The organism is Reichenbachiella sp. MSK19-1, from assembly GCF_003590315.1.
GTDB classification, from domain to species: domain Bacteria; phylum Bacteroidota; class Bacteroidia; order Cytophagales; family Cyclobacteriaceae; genus Reichenbachiella; species Reichenbachiella agariperforans.
The window spans coordinates 1,452,657-1,477,558 of the sequence record NZ_MIER01000002.1; the positions used below are offsets into that span (position 1 = coordinate 1,452,657).

General features: G+C 40.4%; 23 protein-coding genes. 15 read left to right on the forward strand and 8 right to left on the reverse strand.

Annotated elements, in window-relative coordinates:
* Nucleotides 1-112 precede the first annotated feature (112 nt).
* The 9 genes from BGP76_RS05890 (at nt 113) to lepB (ending at nt 9,836) form a co-directional block, all read left to right on the forward strand.
* Complete coding sequence (locus BGP76_RS05890) at nt 113-1,201, forward strand: aspartate carbamoyltransferase (protein WP_099598813.1); 1,089 nt, start codon at nt 113-115, stop codon at nt 1,199-1,201.
* A gap of 1 nt (nt 1,202) precedes the next feature.
* Nucleotides 1,203-3,185 (forward strand): asparagine synthase (glutamine-hydrolyzing), encoded by a 1,983-nt coding sequence (gene asnB / locus BGP76_RS05895; RefSeq protein WP_099598812.1) that lies wholly within the window; start codon nt 1,203-1,205, stop codon nt 3,183-3,185.
* An 84-nt stretch (nt 3,186-3,269) separates the two neighbouring features.
* Complete coding sequence (locus BGP76_RS05900; protein WP_221409848.1) at nt 3,270-4,514, forward strand: Zn-dependent hydrolase; 1,245 nt, start codon at nt 3,270-3,272, stop codon at nt 4,512-4,514.
* A 54-nt stretch (nt 4,515-4,568) separates the two neighbouring features.
* Entirely contained in the window at nt 4,569-5,351 is a 783-nt protein-coding gene (locus BGP76_RS05905) for a cysteine hydrolase family protein (RefSeq protein ID WP_119843951.1), read from the forward strand.
* Nucleotides 5,352-5,689: 338 nt separating this feature from the next.
* Nucleotides 5,690-6,475, forward strand: coding sequence for a ParA family protein (locus BGP76_RS05910; protein WP_073118391.1), 786 nt, complete (start codon nt 5,690-5,692; stop codon nt 6,473-6,475).
* Nucleotides 6,476-6,495: 20 nt separating this feature from the next.
* Entirely contained in the window at nt 6,496-7,425 is a 930-nt protein-coding gene (locus tag BGP76_RS05915; protein ID WP_073118389.1) for a ParB/RepB/Spo0J family partition protein, read from the forward strand.
* A 40-nt stretch (nt 7,426-7,465) separates the two neighbouring features.
* Nucleotides 7,466-8,014 carry a DUF5683 domain-containing protein gene (locus BGP76_RS05920; RefSeq protein ID WP_084190254.1) on the forward strand — a complete coding sequence of 183 codons (549 nt, stop codon included), beginning with the start codon at nt 7,466-7,468 and terminating at the stop codon, nt 8,012-8,014.
* On the forward strand, nt 8,011-8,724 hold the full coding sequence (dapB, locus tag BGP76_RS05925) for a 4-hydroxy-tetrahydrodipicolinate reductase (RefSeq protein WP_119843952.1): 714 nt from the start codon (nt 8,011-8,013) through the stop codon (nt 8,722-8,724). Before BGP76_RS05920 ends, dapB begins: the two co-directional genes overlap by 4 nt.
* Nucleotides 8,725-8,744: 20 nt before the next feature.
* A complete protein-coding gene (lepB, locus tag BGP76_RS05930) occupies nt 8,745-9,836 on the forward strand; it encodes a signal peptidase I (protein WP_119843953.1) in 1,092 nt (363 codons plus the stop codon).
* A gap of 28 nt (nt 9,837-9,864) precedes the next feature.
* Here lepB and ung read toward each other — a convergent pair whose 3' ends face one another.
* Nucleotides 9,865-10,527: a uracil-DNA glycosylase gene (gene ung, locus BGP76_RS05935; RefSeq protein WP_119843954.1), complete on the reverse strand. Its 663-nt coding sequence runs from the start codon at nt 10,525-10,527 to the stop codon at nt 9,865-9,867.
* 83 nt (nt 10,528-10,610) lie between these two features.
* On the opposite strand from ung, the gene apaG reads away from it, so the two are divergent.
* The 3 genes from apaG (at nt 10,611) to BGP76_RS05950 (ending at nt 12,830) form a co-directional block, all read left to right on the forward strand.
* Entirely contained in the window at nt 10,611-10,997 is a 387-nt protein-coding gene (gene apaG, locus BGP76_RS05940; protein ID WP_073120474.1) for a Co2+/Mg2+ efflux protein ApaG, read from the forward strand.
* Nucleotides 10,998-11,012: 15 nt separating this feature from the next.
* A complete protein-coding gene (locus BGP76_RS05945; RefSeq protein WP_119843955.1) occupies nt 11,013-11,801 on the forward strand; it encodes an O-methyltransferase in 789 nt (262 codons plus the stop codon).
* A 105-nt stretch (nt 11,802-11,906) separates the two neighbouring features.
* Nucleotides 11,907-12,830, forward strand: a complete 924-nt coding sequence (locus BGP76_RS05950; protein ID WP_119843956.1) for a chromosome segregation protein SMC — start codon at nt 11,907-11,909, stop codon at nt 12,828-12,830.
* On the opposite strand, the gene BGP76_RS05955 is transcribed toward BGP76_RS05950, so the two are convergent.
* A complete protein-coding gene (locus BGP76_RS05955; RefSeq protein WP_119843957.1) occupies nt 12,823-13,248 on the reverse strand; it encodes a DoxX family protein in 426 nt (141 codons plus the stop codon). The two genes, BGP76_RS05950 and BGP76_RS05955, sit on opposite strands and share 8 nt — an antisense overlap.
* Before the next feature lie 100 nt (nt 13,249-13,348).
* Between BGP76_RS05955 and BGP76_RS05960 the strand changes: the two genes are divergently transcribed.
* Nucleotides 13,349-13,810 carry a MarR family winged helix-turn-helix transcriptional regulator gene (locus BGP76_RS05960; RefSeq protein ID WP_073118376.1) on the forward strand — a complete coding sequence of 154 codons (462 nt, stop codon included), beginning with the start codon at nt 13,349-13,351 and terminating at the stop codon, nt 13,808-13,810.
* Here BGP76_RS05960 and BGP76_RS05965 read toward each other — a convergent pair whose 3' ends face one another.
* From BGP76_RS05965 to serA, 3 genes are all read right to left on the reverse strand, one after another.
* Nucleotides 13,811-14,731, reverse strand: a complete 921-nt coding sequence (locus BGP76_RS05965) for a universal stress protein (protein ID WP_073118374.1) — start codon at nt 14,729-14,731, stop codon at nt 13,811-13,813.
* Between the two features lie 53 nt (nt 14,732-14,784).
* On the reverse strand, nt 14,785-15,867 hold the full coding sequence (locus BGP76_RS05970; protein ID WP_119843958.1) for an aminotransferase class V-fold PLP-dependent enzyme: 1,083 nt from the start codon (nt 15,865-15,867) through the stop codon (nt 14,785-14,787).
* Nucleotides 15,868-16,158: 291 nt separating this feature from the next.
* A complete protein-coding gene (gene serA, locus BGP76_RS05975; protein WP_073118370.1) occupies nt 16,159-18,057 on the reverse strand; it encodes a phosphoglycerate dehydrogenase in 1,899 nt (632 codons plus the stop codon).
* 362 nt (nt 18,058-18,419) lie between these two features.
* Here serA and BGP76_RS05980 point away from each other — a divergent pair, with 362 nt between their 5' ends.
* Nucleotides 18,420-19,736 (forward strand): sodium:proton antiporter, encoded by a 1,317-nt coding sequence (locus BGP76_RS05980; RefSeq protein ID WP_252737081.1) that lies wholly within the window; start codon nt 18,420-18,422, stop codon nt 19,734-19,736.
* 52 nt (nt 19,737-19,788) lie between these two features.
* Nucleotides 19,789-20,424: a GPP34 family phosphoprotein gene (locus BGP76_RS05985; protein ID WP_073118367.1), complete on the forward strand. Its 636-nt coding sequence runs from the start codon at nt 19,789-19,791 to the stop codon at nt 20,422-20,424.
* A gap of 39 nt (nt 20,425-20,463) precedes the next feature.
* On the opposite strand, the gene BGP76_RS05990 is transcribed toward BGP76_RS05985, so the two are convergent.
* From BGP76_RS05990 to BGP76_RS06000, 3 genes are all read right to left on the reverse strand, one after another.
* Nucleotides 20,464-20,883: a hypothetical protein gene (locus BGP76_RS05990; protein WP_073118366.1), complete on the reverse strand. Its 420-nt coding sequence runs from the start codon at nt 20,881-20,883 to the stop codon at nt 20,464-20,466.
* Nucleotide 20,884: 1 nt separating this feature from the next.
* The gene (locus BGP76_RS05995; RefSeq protein WP_119843960.1) at nt 20,885-21,964 is read right to left on the reverse strand and encodes a TrkA family potassium uptake protein; all 1,080 of its coding nucleotides are present in this window, start codon (nt 21,962-21,964) and stop codon (nt 20,885-20,887) included.
* A 128-nt stretch (nt 21,965-22,092) separates the two neighbouring features.
* Nucleotides 22,093-24,744, reverse strand: a complete 2,652-nt coding sequence (locus tag BGP76_RS06000) for a response regulator (RefSeq protein ID WP_147407385.1) — start codon at nt 24,742-24,744, stop codon at nt 22,093-22,095.
* Nucleotides 24,745-24,902 lie beyond the last annotated feature (158 nt).

Below are 24,902 nucleotides of genomic sequence, written 5' to 3' on the forward strand. Positions count from 1 at the left end.
ACTTTTCTGAACTATTTTTAAGTGTATTGATTGGGACTTCTTTGCTAGGAATCACCGTGACAGTGATAGCCTTAGTATGGCTATTGATTAGAGACATTAAAACCAAACAACTATGGTAAGTGATAAGTTTGATCCAGGAAAAAATGCACTGGACAAAAACCCCTTAGCGTCGGACGGTCTCAATCCCGATCCCGAAAAATTACTCCAAGAAGATCCGATCAATATAGAGGTATTGAAGCGGCTCACTGGACAGAGTATCCTATCTGTAGATCAGTTTGACAAAGAACTGGTCTTGGAGATCTGCAAGTTTGCTGCACTACTTGAGAGCACGGAAATTGCAAAATCTCACCCCCTTGATGGGAAAATTATCGTGACTGCCTTTTTCGAAGCAAGTACACGGACGAGGCTGTCTTTTGAGAGTGCAGTATTGAGATTGGATGGCAAGATCATCAGTATCTCGGATGGCAAGAGTACAGGTCAGGCCAAGGGCGAGTCATTGCTCGATATCGGAGAGATGTTCAATGCATATGGGGATTGTGTGGTCATGCGACATACCGAGACCTCAGCGATCGAAGAGATTTTGCCTAACCTACGTGTCCCACTCATCAATGCTGGCAATGGTTCGGGAGAGCATCCCACACAGTCGCTGGCCGATTGGTTTGCGATCCTCAAGTGGAAACCTCAACTCAAGGGCGTTCTGAAACCGGAAGAGAAAATCCACCTGGGGATTCTAGGTACGCCAGGGAGTATGCGTGCAGTCAATAGCTTTTTGCGCATGTCGCTCCTTTTCAAAGACGATATCAAACAGATCTCTATCATCTCAGAGATGGCTGATCCTCTCGGCGAAGAACTGAATGTCAAAGCAGAAGCCTCGGGGATCAAAATTCACATTACCAATGATATCAACGAAGTAGTCGAGGATCTCGATGTGATCTATATGAATTCTATTGCCTTTTTGGGGGATAGCTACAAGTCACTGGATAGTCGATTCAAACTAGACGAAAACACGAAATTGAAAGAAGATGCGGTGGTACTTCATCCTTTGGCACGGCTCGACGAGTTGGACCCGATATTGGACGATACCCATCACAACCTATACTTTACTCAGGCACACGGAGCGGTCTTTATCAGGCAGGCCTTGTTTATCTCCGTACTCAATCGATTTAATAAACTCCCAAAAGACAAAATACCTACAGCGTAATATGTGTGGAATAACAGGATATTGGAAAGCCGGTGCTTTAGAATCATCTGCCCAGCAGAATTTAGAAAAAATGACCCAAATGCTCTATCACAGAGGTCCAGATGGCTATGGCTATCACCTTGATGAGCCAAAGGGCTTGGCAATGGGGCACGCACGCCTGTCCATCATTGACTTGGAGACAGGGCGACAGCCTTTGTTTGCCAACGAAAACAAGCACGTCTTGACCGTCAATGGGGAGTTCTACGACTACAAACGTATTCGTACCAACTTGAGGCTCGAAGGTTTTGACTTCACGACCAAGAGTGACAGTGAGATAGCTTTGCCGCTGTACAAGAAATATGGATTAGATTTTGTAAGTCACTTGCGCGGTGAGTTTGCCATTGCGATGTACGATGAGGACGAAGAGCGCCTTGTCTTGGTGCGTGATCGTTTTGGGGTCAAGCCACTTTTCTATCACATTCAAAACAACAATGTGTTTTGGGGTTCGGAGATCAAATCACTGATGGTGCACCCAGAGGTGCCACGTGCCTTTGACAGTGAAGCAGTATTGCATCAATTGATGCAGACCATGGTGCCGGGTACTACGGCTTACAAAGATATCCAGGCGCTGCGTCCGGGGCATATGCTGATCATCGAGCGCAAAGGAGGTAACTTAGAAGTCAAAGATCACAAATACTGGGATATGGACTTCCCAGAAGAACAAGATCGTGACATGGGTAAGTCAGCGGAGTACCACATCCAGCGTGTACAAGAAGAACTCGTCGAGGCAGTAGAGCATAGGTTGGAGGCAGATGTGCCCGTGGGGTGTTATTTGTCCGGAGGGATAGACAGTTGTTCGATGCTCGGTTTGGCGTCATCGATGCAGCAGTCTCCTGTGCAGGCATTTACGATTAGTTTTGACAACAAAGACTATGACGAAGCACACATCGCCAAAGAAATGGCAGATCGTGTCGGAGCAGATCAGGAACAGATCAATCTCTCAGCGGCTGATCTATACGGGGAGAATTACCTCAAGACGGCGTACCACTCCGAACGTACGTTCTACAATACCCTAGGAGTGGCCAAATGGCAGATGAGTAAAAAGGTCAACGAGTGTGGCTACCGTGTGGTCGTGACGGGCGAGGGGTCTGATGAATTGTTTGGTGGATACCCACAGCTCAAGCGGGACATGCTCAAGTATGGCTATCAAAACATCGAAGGGTCAGGGCATACGCAGGACGAGGTAGATAGCTACCGCGAACTGATGGAGAAAACCAATTCGCTGTTCAAAGGGGCGATACTCTCCGAGGAGCATGTTTCACACCCTGTGATGGAAGAGATTTGTGGATTTACACCTTCATGGATTCAGCCATGGATGAATACCTTGGAGATTGCACGTCCGCTCTTGCACAATGATTTGATTGAGGAGCTCAAGGATTATGATCCGGTAGCGACCATTGCACAGAGTTTTGATACCAATCAGCTCAACAACCGACATGTATTGGACAAGGCACAATACACTTGGAGCAAAACCATGCTCGAATGTCAGATTCTAAACTGGGGAGGTGACAGGGTAGATATGGCCAATTCTATGGAGTCACGTCCAGCTTTTTTAGATCATCATGTGGCTGAGATGGCGCGTGAGATACCACCACACTATCGCATCAAGGGAAATACAGAGAAGTGGGTACTGCGTGAAGCCATGAAGGATATTTTGCCGACTGTGTTGTACGAGCGAGAAAAATTTGCCTTCATGTCACCACCTGCACATACCGAAGAAAAGAAAAAGAATGCGCTCAATGAGTTAATCGAGGAATACTTGAATGAAGATGCTTTGCGTCATGCAGGGATCTTTGATACAGGGCGTCTCAAACGGTTCATTACCGAGTATCAAAACGACAAAGACCCTGTTTCGCTTGTGCGGAAGGACGCTTTGGTCAATCATATCCTCGGACTTCAAATTTTGCAAAACCAGTTCATCGATGGGAAGATGTTGAATTTGTAAACGAGCAAAGATTTTATTTTTTGTGTATAAGAGAACTCCTTCCATTCATTTGGGAGGGGTTTCTTGATTTAAAGACATAGACTTATGGTATTGACAATCAATTTTGAGCGGTTCAAGGCAAATTTCAACGAGCTAGCAGCCATCGGAAAGAAGGACGATGGAGGGATCTATCGCATGGCTTTCAATGCCGACGAACTTTTGGCGAGGGATTGGTTGGAGGCAAAGCTAGAGGCGTATGGCATCCCTACACGTCGAGATGCCGCACTCAATATCATTGGGCGCTACGAAAATGAAGCAAATCAAGATAAACCCGCAGTGGTCATCGGTTCGCACATCGATACTGTACCGAATGCAGGTGCATTGGATGGAGCGCTAGGGGTACTGGTAGGGCTGGAGTGTTTGCTGTGTATCAAAGAACAGAGTATCCAAACAGCCTATCCATTAGAAGTGATTGCATTTAGTGACGAGGAGGGGAGGTTTGGCGGTATGTTCGGTTCGCGAGCTTTTGCAGGGCAACTCAACCCTAGGATCATAGAAGAGTCTCAGGATCTGGATGGCTTCATGCTATCGGATGTGCTCCAGCAATTGGGAGTCGATCCGTACCAGGCCTTGTCTGCTTCTCGTCCCAAAAAGGAGATCAAAAGCTATCTTGAACTCCATATCGAGCAAGGACCCGTGCTTGATGCAGAGAATGTCTCCGTAGGAATCGTCTCAGACATCACGGGGCTGTTCAAGTGGCAGGTACGTCTGCTTGGTGCAGCCAACCATGCAGGGACTACCCCGATGGAGATGCGCAAAGATGCCTTTATGGGTTTGGCGGATTTTGCACATGAGATACCGCGGATTATCGATGAAAATGGTGGGGAAGCGTCCCGGATTACTATAGGGAACGTAGCGCTTTATCCAGGTTCGGCCAATACGGTGCCTGGGGAAGTGGATTTTAGTATCGATGCACGTGACGTGAGCCTAGAGGTGATGAACGAGCTCAAAGACGCTTGTCGCAAAGCGCTTTCGGCGATTGCGAGACGGCGGCAGTTGAGTTTTGATTTTACAGAAGCCAGTATGATCTATCCTGTGGCTTGTGACAACCAGATGCAGTCGCATCTCGAAGAGGCAGCACAGCAGCTAGAGATGTCTTACAAAGTGATGCCGAGTGGAGCGGCTCATGATGCGCAGATGGTCGCCAAGATTGCACCCATCGCCATGATTTTCGTACCGAGCAAAAATGGCATCAGCCACTCGCCACACGAATGGACCGATTGGCATCATCTCGAAAGTGGTGCTAACTTAGCGCTGAATGCACTCGTAAGAATTGCGGGAGATCGTTAATTAGCTAAAATTATTTTCCTCTTTTAAACTTTCTACCTTTTAACTTTTTCTAAAATGAAAGAATTCGACAGAGACTTACGTCCCGAAGATTCCCTTGACCCCCTGAAGCAGTACTACCATGAACTTGTAGATGATAGTTCGGTACAGCGTAAAAATGATCTCGAACATCTAGAAGTTGCTTTGCTGATTATCGATATCCAGTATTTGGATGCAGCACGTGGTTATGGTGTTTTTAAAGATGTGGCAACTTCGGGGATACCAGTAGAGCAACAGGAATATTATTTTGATACACTCAATAGCTATGTGCTACCCAATGTCCAGCGGCTACTCAAGACATTCAGAGATAAAAAGATAGAAGTGATCCATACCCGTATACAAGCGATGACCCAAGATGGGAGGGACCGTAGCAATGGACACAAAAGGCTAGGGCTTTTGGCGGCACCAGGTTCTAAAGAAGCTGATTTTTTGCCTGAAGTAGCCCCACAAGGAGACGAGATCGTGGTAAACAAAACAGCCAGTGGTGTTTTCTCATCTACCAATCTCAACTATATCTTGCAAAATCTACGTGTCAACGAGCTCATCGTAGCGGGGGTGTATACCAATGAGTGTGTGGAGACGACTATTCGGGATGCTTGTGATCTCGGCTATCTCGTCACGATGGTAGAGGATGCCTGTACGACTGTGACGCCAGAGCTCCAGCAGGGCACGATCAACAGTTTGAAAAATCGCTATGCTTCGGTGCTCACCACTGACGAAATAGTAAATAGATTTAAAGGAGTAGAGAAACAAGATGTGAATCCAGATGCATTGTCACTGAATAAAGGTATAATCCTTTGATATTAAGTGCTATGCACATGTGAATTTAGAGGAATTGTCTAGAAAGTGAAGCTATATGTGATAGCTTGTGAAAATGTTCGTTGAGCAAGCCTTTAAAGAGTGAAATTTATTTAACACATTGATCTCTAGTGTTTAATGCGCTATTAGATAGATATTCATAGAATTAATGATTTAGTAAAGCGCTGATACTGAGATTCGCAGTATATTTATCAACATTTTAATGTGGACAAATTTCTGAGGTCATATATCGTAAATGATTAAACGAAACATATATTTGCCCCGTTCAGTAGTTTGCCTCATGGTGACTACACTACTTAAATAAACAGAAACCAAGCTTTATGGGTAAGATCATTTCAATTGCAAACCAAAAAGGGGGAGTAGGAAAGACCACTTCGTCAATCAACCTAGCAGCAAGTTTAGCGGCATTAGAGTTCAAGACTTTGATTGTGGATGCCGATCCACAGGCGAATGCTACTTCGGGGATTGGTGAAGACCCTAAGAACATAGAGGCGGGTATCTATGAGTGCATGGTGGACGGAGTAGATCCGTACGATTGTATTATTCAGTCGGATTTGGACTACTTGGATTTACTACCTTCTCATATCAATTTGGTAGGAGCGGAAGTAGAATTAGTAGATTATGATGAGCGTGAACAGAAGATGAAACAGGCCTTGGAGCCTATCAAGGATGATTATGACTTTATCATTATTGACTGTTCACCTTCTTTAGGTTTGATTACTATCAATGCCTTGACAGCATCAGATTCGGTGATCATCCCTGTACAGTGTGAATATTTCGCTTTGGAAGGTCTCGGGAAATTATTGAATACCATCAAAATTATTCAGTCAAGACTGAATCCAGAATTGGAAATTGAAGGGATTCTATTGACGATGTACGACATGCGATTAAGATTGTCTAACCAAGTGGTAGAAGAAGTGACCACCCATTTTAAATCTATGGTGTTTGACACCTTGATTCCTAGGAATATCAAGCTCAGTGAGTCACCTAGTTTTGGATTGCCAGCCATAGCTCATGACGCGGAGAGTAAAGGTGCTATTAGCTACTTGAACTTGGCGCATGAGATCGTCGCTAATAACCAAGTGGCAGTAGAAGAAGTGAATTAATATATTTAGATAGGAAGTAGATGGCTGGTAAGAAACCAACAAGAAGAAATGCGTTAGGGAGAGGTTTAGGAGCATTGCTTGATGATTCTTCTAATAGCAAAGAAGCAGGGATCGTAGAGGAGCCAAGAGAACGTAAGCCATTGCGAGAGAGAAGTGCTGCTGTAGGTAGTATCTCCGAAGTACAGCTCGATCAAATCGAGGTGAACCCTTATCAGCCAAGAACAGATTTTGACAAAGAGGCTTTAGAAGAACTGGCCGAGTCCATCAAGGTTCAAGGGATTATCCAGCCTATTACTTTGAGAAAGCTGAACAACAATTCTTTTCAGTTGATCTCAGGTGAGCGAAGATTCCAAGCGAGTAAGTTAGTGGGGTTGAAAAAAGTTCCCGCATACATTCGTACTGCGGATGATCAGCAGATGCTAGAGATGGCGTTGATTGAGAACATTCAGCGCCAAGATCTAAATGCGATGGAGGTTGCTCTCAGTTATCAGCGATTATTGACAGATTGTAGTCTTAAGCAAGAGGAGTTGGGAGATCGTGTGGGTAAGAAAAGGTCTACAGTTAATAACTACCTGAGATTACTTAAACTTCCACCAGACATTCAGGCGGCAGTTAGGGATGGTAAAATCTCAATGGGACACGCACGAGCGTTGATCAGCGTAGAGGATTCTGTTTTTCAGTTGGATTTACTCAAAAAGATACTAGCGGAAGACCTCTCAGTGAGGAAAGTAGAAGCATTGGTCAAGCAAGCGTCTTTTCCTGATGAACCTGAGGAAAAAATTGAGAACAAAGAGCCTAGTAAAGAAATAATTAAAGTACAAGATCAACTATCTTCGCATTTCGGGACGAAAATTAAAATTTCGGCCAACGATAAAAATAAAGGTGAAATCAAGATTCCATTTACTTCAGTGACTGAACTGAATAGGATCTTGGAGATTATCGATGCTTGATACTTTGGTTAAAAAATCGCTTTATTCAATTTTATTCATCTTGTGTGTACATACCCTGAACGCACAAGATCAACAGATTATTCACGAAGATTCTTTATTCTTGGAAACAGCAGGGATAGAGAGTTTTCGTAGCAAATCCACATTAGACCCAAACAAAGCAGCTATGTATGCTGCGGTTTTACCTGGACTGGGTCAAGTCTATAACAAACAATATTGGAAATTGCCGATTCTGTACGGAGGAGCGATCATGATAGGGCATTTTATCAAGTATAACAATGATTACTACAATGCCTTTCGCAATGCATGGATCGCAGAGACAGATGGTGATGAGAGTACGGTGAATCCGTTCCCCGCTTTTAGTGCGAACTCACTACAGCGGAATGCTGAGAAGTTTCAACGGGACCGTGATTTTATGATCATCATTGGTGTAGCATATTACCTTTTGACAATAGTAGACGCACATGTGGCAGCTCACTTGATAGAATTTGATATCAATGATGAACTGTCTTTTTTGCCATCATACCAACACCAAACACAATACACGGTAAGAAACGTCGGCATGTCTTTGGTTATAAATTTGAATAAATGAAGATAGGATTAGTAGGATACGGAAAGATGGGGAAAGCCATCGAACAGATACTGATAGAGCGAGGACACGAAGTGTCTAAGATCGTTAACATCGATTCACCATCAGTGCTACAAGAGATCTCTCCTGAGAATACGGATGTGGTGATTGAATTCACCGCGCCAGAGTCAGCGTTTAACAATATATCTACTTGCCTGACCAACAGTGTCCCTGTAGTGTCAGGAAGTACAGGTTGGTTGGATCAGTTTCCGGAGGTTGAGCGTATAGTAGAGGAGAATAAAGTGGGCTTTTTTTATGCATCTAACTATAGTTTAGGTGTGAATATCTTCTTTAAGCTCAACGAGTATTTAGCAAAACTCATGAAGGGGCACGATTACAATGCGTCGATGGTGGAAATTCACCACACGCAAAAACTTGATGCACCTAGTGGTACAGCAATCAGTTTGGCAGAGGGAATGATGAGTCAAATGACCGAGAAGACTGGCTGGGTAAACGAAGAAACGTCCGATGTAAGTAAAATTGGCATTGTCTCAGAGAGAATAGAAAATGTACCAGGTACACATGACGTGACCTATGAATCAGAAGTGGATACAATTAAAATTAGTCATGTAGCGCACAGCCGAAAGGGATTTGCCATGGGCGCAGTATTAGCAGCGGAATGGTTGCATGGTAAGGAGGGAGTATTCTCTATGAATGACCTATTAGAATTATAAGATTTCAATCAGATCAAGTGATGAATATAAAGGACTTATTTAAAAAGAAGGAAAAGAAAAAGAAAGGACCAGTCAGAGAGTGGGTGGATGCCATTGTCTTTGCAGTAGTAGCAGCTACTTTGATTCGCTGGGCGTTTATGGAAGCTTATACGATACCGACTCCATCGATGGAAAACTCATTGTTGGTAGGTGACTTCTTGTTCGTGAGCAAAATCAACTATGGACCTAGAACGCCTAAAACGCCACTACAGGTACCACTAACACATGCGAAACTATGGGGGCCCTTGAGTGGTATTTCTTCTTACTCTGACGCAATACAGTTACCACAGTTTAGATTACCTGGGTTTGGTGATGTAGAGAGAAATGACGTAGTAGTGTTTAACTATCCACCAGAGTTTGAGCATCCAGTAGATCTCAAAACACACTATATCAAGAGATGTGTAGCCATAGGTGGAGATACTTTGCAGATTAAAGACACACAGGTCTATATCAATGGTGAGAAAGGAGAGAATCCTCAGGAAATGCAGTTTTTGTATTTCATTACGACAGAAAAGACTATTAACGAGCGAGTATTCAAACAGAATGGTGTTTGGGATAGAACTCCTGTTAACGGAGGGTATTATATTCAGGCCAAGCCATCTGATGCTAAGAAGTTTGAGACTTTGCCTTTCGTTACGAAAGTACAACCTGTAAAACGTGGATCTGATGATGTAGAGCCACGTATTTTCCCAGATGCAAGTAGATTTCCGTGGAATGCAGATTTCTTTGGGCCGTTGGTTATCCCCGAAGAAGGAATGACTGTTCAGTTAGATGCTGACGGAGTTGCTACATATGGGTCGACTATTCGTGACTATGAAGGCCTAGATGATGTGAAGGTTCAGGAGAACAAACTCATCATAGACGGTCAAGTAGCCAAGGAATATACGTTTCAACAGAACTATTATTTCATGATGGGAGACAATCGTCATAACTCTGAAGATTCCCGTTTCTGGGGTTTTGTGCCGGAGGATCACGTGGTGGGCGAGGCTTCATTTATTTGGATGTCTATTGATCCAAATGAAGACCTGTTGGGAATGATCCGTTGGTCAAGATTGTTTAGTGGAATTAATTAGTTTCGAGTTATCAAGAAATATGAAAGGCTTACCAGTAGATTTCTGGTAAGCCTTTTTCTTTTAGATACTGATTGGTTTTGCTAAAGTGTCGATTACCGAAAAATCCCCTATGTGCAGCAAATGGGGAAGGGTGTGCTGACTCTAGAACGAGATGTTTAGAGGTATCGACAATGGACCCTTTCTTTTGTGCATAAGCTCCCCATAGTAGGAATACTAAATTCTCCTTTTGATCTGATAGGGTTTGGATCACAGCATCAGTGAATGTTTCCCACCCTTTGTTTTGATGTGATCCTGGTGTGTGTGCTCGAACAGTCAGTGTGGCATTCAGCATGAGTACGCCTTGTTTGGCCCAATGCTCGAGATTGCCGTGAGTGGGTATTGTTGTCCCCACATCATCATGGATTTCTTTATATATATTTCTTAATGAAGGAGGAATTTTCACATCTCTGTTGACGGAAAAGCATAAGCCGTGAGCTTGCCCGTCACCATGGTAAGGGTCTTGCCCGATGATAATAACTTTGGTTGTATCAAAAGGAGAAAATTCAAACGCATTGAGAATATATGCAGGTCGTGGATAGACTTTATGGTTCTTATATTCACTCTTGACAAACTTTGTAAGTTCTTGAAAATAAGTCTTTTGAAACTCTTTTTGCAGTTGTTCTTTCCAGCTTTCGTGAATATTTACATTCATTCTTTTTGGAAGTAAAAATAAATTCATTTACTTGTAATCTCAACAAAAGACCATTTTCATTATTGAGTTCATTATTTCATATGATGGTATCCCAAAAAACAAAAGGAATCAAAGTGAGTGTCGAGACTGAGTACCAACCAAAGTATTCTAGTCCTCGTCAGTTTCATTATGTCTTTACGTATAAGGTGATCATCAAAAACGAAAGTGATAACACGATTCAACTCAAAAGACGACACTGGCATATCAAAGATGCTTCTTATACTGATCGTGAAGTAGAAGGTGAGGGTGTAGTAGGACAACAGCCTACAATCGAACCAGGGCAAGAGCACATTTATGTGTCGGGTTGCAACCTTCGTAGTGGTGTTGGTAAGATGTATGGTACCTATTTGATGGAGCGCATTATCGATGGTAAAATGCTAGAGGTTCTAATTCCTGAGTTTACCATGATCGTACCTGAGCGTAACAATTAATCTTTTTTATCATTTGTGGATTTAAGTACAGCACTATTTCGTGTCAAACGATACGTTATCTATTGGTTGCAGTGTGTTGACCAGCATTCTCTCCAAGCCCCTTATGTTTTTGAGCTATATAATGAAGTGTTCAGAGGAGTTCAGAAAGCCGACAGCTCTGAGATTGCTACAGCCCTACATCAGCTTCAGTCTGATCATCGTGAAGTCCCTACTCAGTCAGGTGCGGGTTCGAGTTTGACGACTAAAAAATACACAGTGTCTCAAATAGCCAAGCATGGGATTACTGATCTCAGGCATGCCCAGTTGATCCAGCGCATCATTGATTACCATGCGTTTAGTACTGTACTAGAGCTAGGAGCTTCTATTGGAGTTAATACTATTCGCCTTTGTAATTCCTCATTACACTCCATCGTTACAGTCGAGCGCAATGATGTTTTGATCGACGTAGCTAGCGAGTTATTCAAAAAGTTAGGACTCACGGATAGAATAGAGCTAGTTCATGCGGATGTAGAAGTTGTCCTTAGAGATTTTGTAAAACAAAAACGCCGCTTTGGATTGATCTTTTTAGATGCGAATCACACTTATGAAGGGACGTTGGCTTACAGTGAGTTAATGTTTCGGTTGGTAGATCAAAATCATGGTGTAGTGGTGTTCGATGACATCAATTGGTCTTCTGGTATGCGACGAGCCTGGGACGAGTTGTCAAAGAAATTTGACAAAGGAGTAGTACTAGAGACTTATCAAATGGGTTTTTTGTTTTTCAACCCTAGGTTACAACGAGGTAAATACATTGTGGATTTTTAAAGGTGAATTGGTCTGGTATTTGAGTAGTCTGGGAGGATTACCTCTAAACATGTCTTGGTTAAGAATGATATTGGTATAATTTTACAAATAGGAATTTTAGGTAATATGGAAATAAATCAAAAGCAGCAGCCTCAGAAGCAAGAAGTGCAGAGTAGAAAGAGAATCTTGGTTGTACTTAGTATTATTGTGTTTGCAGCACTAGTTATCGGTTTGGTCTATCAAATGATAGAATCGCTGGAGTTAGAGAAACAAAATGAGTTGACTCAACAGCAATTAGATACAGCCTACAATGAGCTCGACTCTATGAGCAATGAACTAGATACGCGTATCCTAAAAATAGCCCAATTGGGGGGAGAGATCGATACTTTACTACAGATAAAGAACCAGTTAGAAGAAGAGAAGAAAGCTTTTAGAACCAAGGCATACCGACAGATCAATGATCTGCAGGGGAAAGTAAGTGGTTACAAAGAAATGCTATTGGCTCAGGATAAGGAAATCGTTAGATTGAAGGCAGTAAATGAGAAATTGCTGGTGGAAAACAGTGAGTTGAAAGATGAAGCCAATGAGCTGAATGAGTCCTTACGTGACCTCAACACTACTCGAAGTGCGCTTGAAGAAAAAGTAGCAAAGGCATCTCAGTTGAAGATAGATGGGATGAAAATCTTAGCTATAAATAGTAGTGGTAAGGAACGTGAAGGAGAGTTCAAAAACCGTCATATTACCCATTTGAAGATTGAGTTTGATGTGTTGGAAAACAGTGTCGCTGCAATAGAAGGAAAGAGTATTCTAGTGAAAATTACTGGGCCAGATAAGAAAGTTATTTTTGATGTAGCGACTGGTTCAGGGACTTTTGTGTTCGAGGGAAGAGAGAATTTTTATACAGTGAAAAAGGATATTCTCTATGATAGAAATGCGCAGTCTTTGACTTTTTTGTATGACAAAGGTTCTGAATATGATCTAGGGAAATATTTGGTAGAAGTCTATACCGAAGATTACAAAATGGGAGCAGGTAGTTTTGTAGTTAAATAAACCTTTTTAGTACTGTATTGTTTTGCTCATTAAAAGCAACCTTAACGCAGCAGATAAGAACGATCACGGCCATCACCATGAGTTGTCCGTGATCTCCATTGATAGAGATGCCGATTAGAAGTAAGTGGGAGAGTATTGCACCGAGCATAATAACCACACCCAATAGCGCTCCATACCCAGCATACCTTGTGAATAGAGCTATCGAGACTAGTAACTCTGCCATACCGGTACCTAATCTAAACAAGCCCTCGTACTGGCCAGTGTCTAATAGACTTTGAGATAAGTGGACGAATATTATTTTTGATTCTCTTAATGCGGCGTTTCCACCTATCCCAAATTTGAACCATAGTGTCTGTAACAAAATGAAGGCTGCAACTACTCTTGGGGTATATTTAAAAAGGCTCTTTCGTGTAATCATCTTGTTTTTTAGCTTGGGTATCAATTTAATCAACACCTCCTTTATATACTTTAGTTCATATCATATATATTTAGTGTCTATACATTAAATATGAATCGTTATGGGGCTAGGAGCCGATATAAAGCAGGAGGGGTTTAAGTCAGAATTTGATAAGGTAGTTGTCAATTTGATGTTTACTAGCAACTGGTTAAATCAAGAGGAATTTTATATGTTTAAGCCATATGGACTGACTACTCAACAGTACAATACGCTTAGAATATTAAGAGGGCAGTACCCGAATGCAGCAACTATCAATCTTATCATAGAAAGATTGCTTGATAGGATGTCTAATGCTTCGAGAATAGTAGATAAACTGGTAGGGAAGGGGCTCGTAACGCGAGAGGTAAACAAGAAAGACAAGAGAGCCGTAGATGTAAAAATTAACGATGAGGGGCTAAAGCTCTTAGAAGAGATCGATGAAAAACTGTATGCGTTTACAGCCCGAATCAATACTTTTACGGATGATGAATGTCGGGCTATAAATGCATTTCTGGATCGTTTCCGAGGTACAGAACCAGACTAATTAAAGTTTTAGTAAGTACTCAATGATATTCTTCTGTTTCCCTTTAGCTCGCATGACGAAGAGAGGGATTTCAGAGTCCAGTTGAATAAGTTTTTCAGCACTACTACCCAAAAACAGAGCAGAAGTACTTGTTACCCCTTTAGCTCCGATGACTATTGCGTTGGCTCTAATTTTCTTTGCAGTTGCATATATAGTAGAGATGATGTCCTCATCTCTATCTAGAGTGAAGATAGGTTTGATTTCCATCCCTTGTTTTACAATCTTAGCATCAAAAGCAGCGTACTCTTTTTGACTGTTTTCTTCCATGATTTTTGCAAAGTCCCCGAAAGTCTTGCCAGCATAATGATACCCAGATGGTACTTGGTAGACGTTTTGAGGAATCATTTTTACTTTTGGCATCTTATCCTTTGATAGATCAATCAACTGATTGAGAGAGTCTAACGAGTGATCAGAATAGTCTATTGGAACAAGGATTTTGTTGACCTTCTTATCAAAGCCCTTAGGTATAATGAGTAGAGAGCAACCCGCTCGACGTGCAATACGATGAATTAAAACGCCCCCCCCTTTGTGTTCGTTTTTTCGGCCAATGATAATTAAATCTATCTTTTTGGTTGCGCTATATTTTAGAATGGATTTTGTTGGTTGACCTGATTTGATCTCTATTCTAACCTTTGTGTTATTGTTTTCAAAGTATTGATCCACTTTGAGTTTAATAGCTGCTTGGCGTTCCTTCAATGCATCTTCCATCAGGTTAGGAAATTCCTTCTTGATCTGATCTGGGATATTTGTGCTTTTAATCACATTGATGAAGAGAACCTCTTCACTCTTAGCTAATGTCGATAGAAATGAAGCTGCTTTGATCAATTGCTTGTCTATATCGGTGTGATCGAGTGCTACTAAAATTTTTTTGAAACTATCCATGTGTATGATGTACAGGTGAATTAATTGTTACGGTCGGCTTATCAAATATGATGCTAAAAATCAATCCCATTGATTGAATCGACTAGCATTTCCATTTGTTCCTTAGAATGAGTAGGGAAGTTGGCTATTCGGATATGCTTACCTTTGAACTGGCTATAGCCACTACCCACGTTCATTCCTTTGTCAGAGAGTGCGGACATCAGCTTCTCAGCGCCTCCGGTTACTTCGGCTACACCTATCGTTACGGATCTGAATTTCTTTTCAGTGACAAATGGAGTGAGCTTTTCGTGTGTATCGAACAGGTTATAAATCAAAGCACTTTTATAGGCTGCCTCTTGTCTGATTTGATCAATGCCTTTGTTGAGCATGTCCTTGACAACTTGCCCTAGCAAGTAAATATTTAGAACATTAGGCGTGCAACTTGTTTGATGCTTTTGAGCAAATTTATCAATACTAAGTAGGCTATTGTAGGTGTTGTGATATTTCCCCGCTTCTTTCAGCTTTTGAGCCTTTTCCAAACACTTGTCATTGTATATCCATACCCCTAGACCAGAAGGAAGACCGAAGCATTTTTGTACAGAAAAATACAAGGTGTCTAGCATACTGAAGTCATATTTGGTAATCGGGAGAGAACTTACAGAATCCACAGCCAATAGTTTGTTTGGGTTGTTTCTCTTTAGCGCCTCTATATCAGCCACAGGTAACATAGCTCCTGTACTGGTTTCATTTTGTGCTAACCCGATCAATTCTACATTGTCTGGAATGACTGCCGCGGTCAGGTCATGATTGGAGCCAGGCTCTACTTGATCCAAGATGGCATTTTTTCCAAGGTCTTGAGCTGCCTGATGGAATTTCTCTGAAAATGAACCGTTTACGAAATGGTATGAGTTTTGATCAATCAAATTCTCGGATATCCTTTCCCATACTTCTGTAGCAGAAGAGGTGAATCCGATGTGATATCCATCGGGTAAGTTGAGGAGTTTTTTGAGAGATTCGACCGTTTCTTGGTGAATACTCACATATTGTTTGCTTCTATGGCTAATGGAAAGAATATCGTTTTTGATGGCATTCTTTATGTGTTGTTCTGCTGTGAAATACAAGGCAGATGGGCCGGGAGTGAAGAAAATTTTATTCATCTATAAAGTTGAGACATATGCGTTATAAACAACGCAAAATTATTACAAAAGAACGGAAACTAGATATATTTGCACCTCTTTGGATCATAAGTTTATTAAACTATAGATCATAACAGTACCGGGTGACTCTGGTGGCTAAATCAGGCCTCATTTCGACTTGTCGGAACTCTTTGGAGATAACAGTGGACGATTGAATCATTTGGATAGCTCAAATCTTTACTTATAGAGGTTTAACTAAACCACACGATCCTTAGAAAAAAATCCCGTCCATTTGGACGGGATTTTTCATTTTTAGTATAGCACTCTGAATCGGATTGTCCCTTCGATCTTTTTCATGATCTTAATGACATCCTTGTCATACTTTTTATCAATGTCTGTAATCACATATCCCATGATTTCGTTGGTTTTGAGGTATTGTCCCATGACGTTGATGTCATGCTTGGCTAAGATGTTGTTAATCTCAGCGATGATACCTGGTTTGTTGTGATGAACGTGAATGAAGCGGTGTGCATTCTCTAGCTTAGGTAGTGTCAAGTTAGGGAAGTTAACACTATTAGTAGTGGATCCAGAGTTGATATAGCTAATAATCTTATTAGGCACGAACTCAGCGATATTTTCTTGAGCTTCTAATGTACTACCACCGATATGTGGAGTCAAAATCACGTTTGGTAATCCTCTCAATTCTGACACGAACTCATGGTTGTTACTCAAAGGCTCTTCGGGGAACACATCTATGGCAGTACCTGCTATTTTACCTGACTCTATGGCTTTTTTCAATTCAGGGATATCGACCACATGTCCACGAGATAGATTCATGAAGATGATCCCATCTTTCATTGCGTCAAATTGCTCTTTGCCGATGATGTTTTTATTACTTTTTCTGCCATCCACATGTAGAGACACGATATCTACTTGTGATAGCATTTCATTGAGAGAATTGCACTTAGTCACGTTACCAATTGGGAGACGCTCGTCTATGTCGTAATAATAGACCTGTAGTCCCATCGCTTCAGCCAATACGGAAAGCTGTTTTCCGATATTACCATATCCTACAATTCCGAGTTTTTTGTTTCGGACTTCAAAACTATTGCTTGCTGATTTGTCCCATTTTCCGACATGCATTTTAGCAATTTTGTCTGGTAGGTTTCTAATCAACATGATCATCTCTCCAATCGCAAGTTCTACTACAGATCTCGTGTTGCTGTATGGCGCATTGAACACCGTAATACCTCTCTTAGTACACTCAGTTAGATCGATCTGATTGGTTCCGATACAAAACGCACCAATCGACATGAGACGCTTTGCATTGTCCAAAACTCTTTTGGTGACAATCGTCTTAGACCTGATCCCGAGTATCGATACGTCTTTGATTTTTTCTACGAGTTCGTCCTCAGTCAAACCTGCTGGGTGAACTTCTACCTGATATCCCTCTTCTTCTACTATTTTGACACCTTTACTGTGGATGTTTTCTAGTAGTAGAATCTTAATTCTGTTTTTAGGGTATGAGAGTGCTCCTTCCATATTATTATGATATAGTATTTCGTCGAGTGATGGGGCTATGTGGTCAGCATAGTCCATTACGTTTTGTCTTTTTACGTTTTCGGTGAAGGCATAGAACCTATTGGCTTTTCCTTCTTTTCTGATTTCATAGTCATTGTATCCATCACCAATGACGTAGATGTCACCTTCAAGGTTAAGCGAATCTATCAACGCTGGTTTCCCTTTGCTACGTGATAGGATGTTGTCTTTGTCAAAACCAGTGATCGTCCCGTTTTCGTCAAACTCAAAAGTGTTCGCATAGACATGATCTTCCTTGATGCCATATTCTTTGACGATAGGGGAGATGAACTCCTTGAATCCGTTCGAAAGAATGTAAACACGATCGGCATTACTTTCTAAAAATGCTTTGTTTCGAATGAATGATTTGGAAACGAGGGCTTTTAATTTGTCTATTAATAACGGAATATGATTTTTATTAGCCCTCAGTATTTTCAACCTGCTTTCTAGGGATTCCCTGAAAGACAAATCACCACCCATGGCAAGATTAGTTATTCGCTCAATTTCTGCCAATGCTACTTTTTTTTCTGCTTCATTTTCAAAAGCCAGTGTGCAAAGTACATCTAGCGCTTCTACTCTTGTGAAAGTGCTGTCAAAATCAATTACGAAATTTTTGACTTTAGATTCTGTCATTCAATTAGTTACTTTGTTTTGAGTGGATTTTAGAGTCCCAAAATCACCTATTCATCTTGGCGCAAAATTATTCTTATTACAACAAAAGTGAGATATTATTAATCGAATTAATCTGACTCACTTACATTTTTGCAAAAATGATAATCTTTGAATCGATAATTGTTATTTGCATAACATTTATCTGTAGGATTGGGTATTTCTTTGGTTTTGAAACATGATCCAACTTACTTTTTATACAGTGTCTAATCGGTATAAATACGGATAATACGGCTTTTTGGAGGGGAAATTCTCATCTGGATTTAATGTTGTTTATTTCAAAATACGCTTGAAATCTTCGTATCTTGGCGCTCTAGTTGCGGTTTTTGATTGTTGTATTATTAGAAGATTGCAAAGAGAAAAGCTTTAACACTTACTTTAATTTTATTAAAATGGGGATACTTGATCTGATCACCTTGCTGATTTTTTTAGCAGCAGTTTTTACACTCGTTAATATTACTTTACTCAAGCTACCGTCAACCATTGGGTTGATGGCAATAGCCTTGGCTTCTTCTGTAGGTATTGTCATACTGGGGTATGTGATGCCATCGATACTTAGTGGTGCAGAACATATTGTACATGAGTTTGATTTTAAAGAGGTACTTCTTAATGTCATGCTGAACTTCCTGCTTTTTGCGGGAGCACTGTCTGTGGATTTGAGTCGATTGTTAAATGAAAAGTGGTCAGTTATCATACTAGCGACTTTTGGTACGCTGATGTCTACATTTATTGTAGGGTATTTGATGTACTTCGCTTTTCCATTGATGGGGACAGAAGTAGAGTTAATCTATTGTTTGCTTTTTGGTGCATTGATATCGCCTACTGATCCAATTGCGGTATTGTCACTTGTGAAAAAAGTGGGTTTGGCTAAGCGCCTAGAGATTAAGATTGCTGGTGAATCCCTCTTCAATGATGGAGTTGGTGTGGTTATCTTTTTGACGATACTAGGGATTGCTCAAGGTGGTGGAGAACATGGTGGTGAAGTGAGTGTTGCCAGTGTTGCTGGACTGTTTGCTACTGAGGTTTTTGGAGGACTACTGTTAGGAGCCTTGTTTGGTTATATGGGCTTTAGGTTGCTCAACTACATAGATAACGATCATGTGGAATTAGAAGTATTGGTAACGCTGACACTTGTAATGGTAGGTGGTCGTTTGGCTGAACTGATCCATGTGTCTGCTCCATTGGGTATGGTAGTGATGGGATTGTTTATCGGTAATGAGGGTAGGAGTGAGCATTTGGCGAATGCCACCGGAGAATATGTCTACAAGTTTTGGCATTTGCTAGATGAAGCATTGAATGCAATTTTGTTCATCTTGATCGGTCTAGAGTTTATCGTAATTACGCAGACATTTCAAAATCATTACCTTCTGATTATGCCTGTAGCCATTGTTGTGGTGTTATTTGCACGTTTCTTGGGCGTTTCTATTCCAATTACTATACTTAAATCTTTCGGTAAAAAGTTTGAGAGAAAAACAATAATGATATTAACTTGGGGAGGATTAAGAGGTGGTATATCGGTAGCCTTGGCATTATCACTCTCCGACAGCATACCGGCTAAGGATGTGATTGTCACGGCAACATACGCTGTAGTGGTGTTCTCGATTCTATTTCAAGGATTGACTATTGAGAAAATTATGAAATAGTAAAAAGGTTTTATCATATTTGCACCTTAGTATTGGATTAAACAGAAATTAAATGAAATTAAGCTTAGCAGAAGGATTGATGCTAATTGCCTTAGATGATGAGGAAGGTAGACTATTAGCAGCGGCAGAGCATTCCATTGATCATGGTATATTGGCTATTGTTATCTTAGAGCTGTCTTTAATCAAAAGAGTCTCGTTTGACGGAGGTAAAGTTGTAATAAAAGACACTACGGGAACAGGAAATAAGGTACTAGATAACGTACTGAAGGCCTTAGGTGGTGGTGGTTCTACTTTGCCTGATACTATCAAAAAATTGGTTGGCTCCTTTGAGCATATTCAGGATGATGTGATAGAGTTGTTGGTTCAGAGAGGTATTTTGAAGGTAGAGTCTACCAAATTGCTATGGATTCCAGTGTCTGAAAGAATGGATAATGCTAACTATGCGTTTGAACAAGAAATCAGAGATACGTTAAAGGCAGTCGTGCAGAGTGGTAAAAAACCAACTCCAGCGATTGTAATTCTGATGAGTGTGATTCATAACTGTGGAATCCTTGAAGAAGTTTTCAAAGAAAAAGATCAGCTGATAGACGCAGTAAAGGTTGCTAAGGATGTCGCTGCAAGTGGATATGTAGATGATAATACGAAAGTAGCATTAGAGAGTCTAAAAGGACACTTTAGTTCGCTGTAAAGTCTGTACAAATAATTTTAAACGAGAAAAGGCAGTTGATTATTCAGCTGCCTTTTCTCGTTTAATGTCTAATGGGGTTTTTGATGACTTCATGTAGAACTTGAATAGTTCGTCTGCATGTGACTCCATTTCTTTAGTGGTGGTATTCTGTCTTTTAGCAGCAGCGATAATCTGAAGTTCTAGTAACGTCTTTAGGTAGGCTTTGATCGAGTCCTGATTGTCACGAATCTTTTTGCCATTGAGTGCCATAAAGCCAAAGCCTTCGTGGGGATTATTTCTGTCACGTTCGAGTATATGGTATTCTACTCCATCAATGACTGTGTGATCAAAATGATAATTGATGTTCTCGTGAATCTCACTGAAATTAGGTCCGTCTCCAGCATTGACGTCACGATTTTCACAAGCAGTCCCTATCAGTAGGAACCCTATTATAGTGAAGGAGTGTTTGAATTTTGTCATATTAAGTTTCTTTGAAGTAACCTTCTTGAACATTGAATGCTTTTTGGATAAGTTCGAACGAACTACCGTTCACTATGATAATCAAATAATCTCCTAATTCGATTTTATATTCTTTCTGTGGGTTCTTGATTAAAAGTCTTTTTCCTCCTGACCTTTTAACCATTCCGATCAGTACACCATTGAAATCTAATTTAATCCCGTCAAATGCCTGCTGATACTTTTTGTTTAGATAAGGATTGTCATAGGTAACCAAGAACTGCTTGATATCATAGTCTGTAGGCGTGTGTGCAAAGGACATGATATCCTCCGTGTAGGCCGCTACATCTGGTTCGAACATATAACTAGCCAGGATTTTGGATGAAATCTCATGAGGAGAGATGGCATTCGTTACCCCAGCATTGATAAATGTGTTTTTGAGATTGGCATTTTCTAAAGTTACTACGAATTCAATATTGTCATAGATTTTTTTGATATTCAAAATGAATACTAGCTTTTCCGTATCGTCATTTAAATTAACGAATGTTACCGATGACTTTTCGATGTTGACTTTCTTGAGCGCATCAAAGTTTTCGAAATCGGCATAGAGTGTAAAAACATTCTTTTTCTCATATTTTTCATGAATCAAATCAATATCAGTCCGTTGGTTTGTGACTATAGCCACTTGTTTGTTTGCACCAATAAGTTGTTCGGTGACCAATTGGCCAAAGTCGCTCCAGCCGATAATTACAACATGGTTTTCAAATACAGTTCCATTGTAGCCTAGCATTTTATTTTGTTTAATTGTGGACACAAGATTAGTGATTTCTCCAATGAGTAAACCATAAATACCTACACTAAGTAGTACGAATATGTAACCGATGACTCGTCCATAAATAGTGTTGGGGTAGATATCGCCATAGCCTACTGTGGTGAGCGTGACGACAGTATACCACACTGCCTGGTGATAATTGGTGATCGATGACTGAGAACTGTCTTGTTCGAATCGTATGAGTAGTGTGATAAGTATAAAATAGACTACAATACCTATCAATATTGCAAATATGAATCTATTGATCTTCCGTCTTTCAGAGGAATTGAGCATATATTTTGACGCTTATGTTAGGTTGATATTGTGATTTCAAGATATCAAAGTTGAAGTTAATTAAAAATTAACTTGAGCAAAATAAAGCACTCATACTTCGACTGAAATAGTAAAGTTTGTTTCTGTTTTTAGGTCTTTTGTAAAAGATCAGTAGGTTTTTTTCCAAACCTTTTTTTGAATTGGGTATTGAAGTGGCTGACATTGTTCATGCCTATCATTCGAGCTAGTTCTGAGGAGTTGCTTAATTTTTTTTCTCTAATGATTCGGTTGGCGTATTGCAACCTCACTTCCTTGATGTATTCGTATGGAGTAGCGTTCGTTAATTTTTTTATAAATCTATAAAATTTTCTTTCACTGACGCATATTTCTTTCGCTAAGAAAGTAATGCTGAGATTGGAATCATCAATTCTTTCCAAGATTAAATTTTCTACTTTTTTGAGTAGCGAAGCTTCCACTTCATCAATGGTTTCTTGACTATTGATGAACAAAGCGTTTTCGTTGGCATTATTCCATTCTTTTTGGTTTAAAAGATTTTCTACTCTTAGTAAAAGTTCTTTGGGTTGAAATGGCTTTGATAGGAAGTCATTGACTCCTTTCATTAAGACTTTTTCTTTGTCTTCTTCTGAAGTCCTAGCTGAGAGAACTAATGCAGGGATCTTTTTTAATTTTTCGTCCTGTCGAAGTTGCTCCAATAATTCGAATCCATCGAACCATGGCATCATGAGATCTGTGATGATAAGGTCTACAGGTTCCTTAGCGAGGATCTTAAGCGCACGTTGACCATTTGAAGCAGTCAATACCGTATAGTGCTCCGAGATGATATCATAGATGTAATCCCTTACTTCTGGATGATCTTCTACGATCAAGATAGTTTTGTTTTTGACATCTTTGCTTTTGTTTCGTATGCTGTCAATATGAACAGTAGGTTTTGCTTCTACAGTATCCTCAATGTCTCTGAATAAATCTCTTTTTTGGTCACTGTATAGTAACTGAGATAGGTTAGTAACTTGATCAATACCTACACGTTCCTGTTTTAGGTATATGATAAATTCGGTCCCAATACCAACTCTACTTTTGACCTCAATTTTTGCATGGTGTTTGTCTATAATTTCTTTGACTAGCGCTAGCCCAATACCAAAACCTTCTTGGGTTTTGAAGGTTGTCTCTGGTGCCTGATAATATCTGTCGAATATATATGGGATGTTTTCTTCGGGGATACCTTCGCCTGTGTCAAGAATAGATACACAAAGCGAAGTATCTATTTTTTTCAGGCTAACGGTCAATGATCCTTTTTCTTGGGTGTGTTTTAGACCGTTGGTAATCAAATTGAACAGGACTTTTTCAAAATGAAAAGGGTCTACATGAACAATACTACCACCTTCTATGATCGTGCTAGAATAGGCGAGGTGTACTCCTCGCATTTCTGCCATAGAACTAAACATTTGTACAAATAGGTTAAGTACCTCATTTATGTCAATATACTTCGGCTTGATAGCGAGTTTATTGTCCTCTAGTTTGATCAGTTCGTTGATTTCATTGGTCAAATGAAGTATTCTTTCTCCATTTTTTAGACCAATCATTAGTTGCTTTTCCGCTCGGGAGTTTAGGTATACGTCTTTATTTTCGAGGACTTGCTGTATACCGCCCATAATCAGAGTCATCGGGGTACGAAGGTCATGAGAGATGTTGGCAAAAAAACGAGATTTGGCAGCATCTAACTGAATCAAACGATCCGCTTGAGCCTTATTTTTCTTGGAAAGTCGCTTGTTGATGACTGCTGCTCGATAAACGATGATCGCTATTGCTACGACAAGTATCAATACAATAACAGACGAAATCAACATTGTATTTTGTGTTTTGATCGTTTGTTGATTTAGTTCGTCTTTCTTTTTGAGCAGTTCGTTCTCAGCAGATTGGTTTGCTGCATGGGCACGAATTTCTGCCTGTTGCACCTGATTGACCATATCAAGCTTTTGAATAGAGTCTGCCAAATATTCAAAATCACTCACTAAGTTTATCGCCTTTTTGTACTTGCCTAAATCAGTGTATGCCATGTACAATTCTTCTTTGAGCGTCTTTAAGCGGGTTTGGTACGTGTTTTTACTAAGTTGTTCTTTGAGGTAAGGTTCTAACAGCTCGATTGTCTTGATTTGATTACTTGTCCTATTATAAATGTTAGCCAGAGCGATCATGTTTTCAATGTTACTGGTTTCGCTTCTTTGCTCTTTACCGTATTTAATGGCAAGATTAAGTGACTGAATAGCTTGGTTTACATTTCCTTCGGCGTAATGTACTTTACCATAGTACCGATGTATGCTAGATAAAAAATCGGTGTTTTCATGTTTTTTACTCGCTGTGAGCGCACTGTCAAGATAATTTTTTGCTGCCCCTGTATTTTTATTAGATAACTGAACACTCGCCATATACGAGTACCAGCCGCTAAGTCGATCCATATGTTTTTGATCTTTTTTTAGACCCTGAATAGCTAGATTAATATACTGAGTACTTTTGTCAAAGTTTCCCAAGTCGTCGTAGCTTTTGCCAATGTTATAATAACATAGAATAACTCCGAATTCGTCATGACGCTCTTTATATGCCTTCATTGCATTGAAGTGAGCATCTATTGATAGTCCTAACTGGTCTAAAAAATAATATGCTAAACCTAAATACACGTAAACTTGAGCTTCAGCATGATGAGGTTCATTTTTGATCTCTAGTAGTTGGGTGTATGCATTAGAAAAATGAACACAGCTCATATAGTTGCCTTTATGATGGTTCATTCTCGCCTGATGATAGAATTGTGTGAGTTTATCTACCACTAAAAGTTTACCTTCATCAAAACGGGAATCAAGTATATTGAAATAAAATTGGGCAGAGTCGTAATCTTGATCATCGATAAGTTTGTCAACATGATCAAGGAGAACTTTGTTATCAAGTG

Coding starts and splice junctions, on each gene's coding strand:
- BGP76_RS06000 (WP_147407385.1), bottom strand. CDS start 24,744: ATGAACCATCATAAAGGCAACTATATGAGCTGTGTTCATTTTTCTAAT.
- lepB (WP_119843953.1), top strand. CDS start 8,745: ATGAATATAAAGGACTTATTTAAAAAGAAGGAAAAGAAAAAGAAAGGA.
- ung (WP_119843954.1), bottom strand. CDS start 10,527: ATGAATGTAAATATTCACGAAAGCTGGAAAGAACAACTGCAAAAAGAG.
- BGP76_RS05985 (WP_073118367.1), top strand. CDS start 19,789: ATGAAATTAAGCTTAGCAGAAGGATTGATGCTAATTGCCTTAGATGAT.
- serA (WP_073118370.1), bottom strand. CDS start 18,057: ATGACAGAATCTAAAGTCAAAAATTTCGTAATTGATTTTGACAGCACT.
- BGP76_RS05910 (WP_073118391.1), top strand. CDS start 5,690: ATGGGTAAGATCATTTCAATTGCAAACCAAAAAGGGGGAGTAGGAAAG.
- BGP76_RS05900 (WP_221409848.1), top strand. CDS start 3,270: ATGGTATTGACAATCAATTTTGAGCGGTTCAAGGCAAATTTCAACGAG.
- BGP76_RS05960 (WP_073118376.1), top strand. CDS start 13,349: ATGGGGCTAGGAGCCGATATAAAGCAGGAGGGGTTTAAGTCAGAATTT.
- BGP76_RS05950 (WP_119843956.1), top strand. CDS start 11,907: ATGGAAATAAATCAAAAGCAGCAGCCTCAGAAGCAAGAAGTGCAGAGT.
- BGP76_RS05955 (WP_119843957.1), bottom strand. CDS start 13,248: ATGATTACACGAAAGAGCCTTTTTAAATATACCCCAAGAGTAGTTGCA.
- BGP76_RS05995 (WP_119843960.1), bottom strand. CDS start 21,964: ATGCTCAATTCCTCTGAAAGACGGAAGATCAATAGATTCATATTTGCA.
- apaG (WP_073120474.1), top strand. CDS start 10,611: ATGGTATCCCAAAAAACAAAAGGAATCAAAGTGAGTGTCGAGACTGAG.
- BGP76_RS05990 (WP_073118366.1), bottom strand. CDS start 20,883: ATGACAAAATTCAAACACTCCTTCACTATAATAGGGTTCCTACTGATA.
- BGP76_RS05915 (WP_073118389.1), top strand. CDS start 6,496: ATGGCTGGTAAGAAACCAACAAGAAGAAATGCGTTAGGGAGAGGTTTA.
- BGP76_RS05970 (WP_119843958.1), bottom strand. CDS start 15,867: ATGAATAAAATTTTCTTCACTCCCGGCCCATCTGCCTTGTATTTCACA.
- BGP76_RS05890 (WP_099598813.1), top strand. CDS start 113: ATGGTAAGTGATAAGTTTGATCCAGGAAAAAATGCACTGGACAAAAAC.
- BGP76_RS05965 (WP_073118374.1), bottom strand. CDS start 14,731: ATGGATAGTTTCAAAAAAATTTTAGTAGCACTCGATCACACCGATATA.
- dapB (WP_119843952.1), top strand. CDS start 8,011: ATGAAGATAGGATTAGTAGGATACGGAAAGATGGGGAAAGCCATCGAA.
- asnB (WP_099598812.1), top strand. CDS start 1,203: ATGTGTGGAATAACAGGATATTGGAAAGCCGGTGCTTTAGAATCATCT.
- BGP76_RS05905 (WP_119843951.1), top strand. CDS start 4,569: ATGAAAGAATTCGACAGAGACTTACGTCCCGAAGATTCCCTTGACCCC.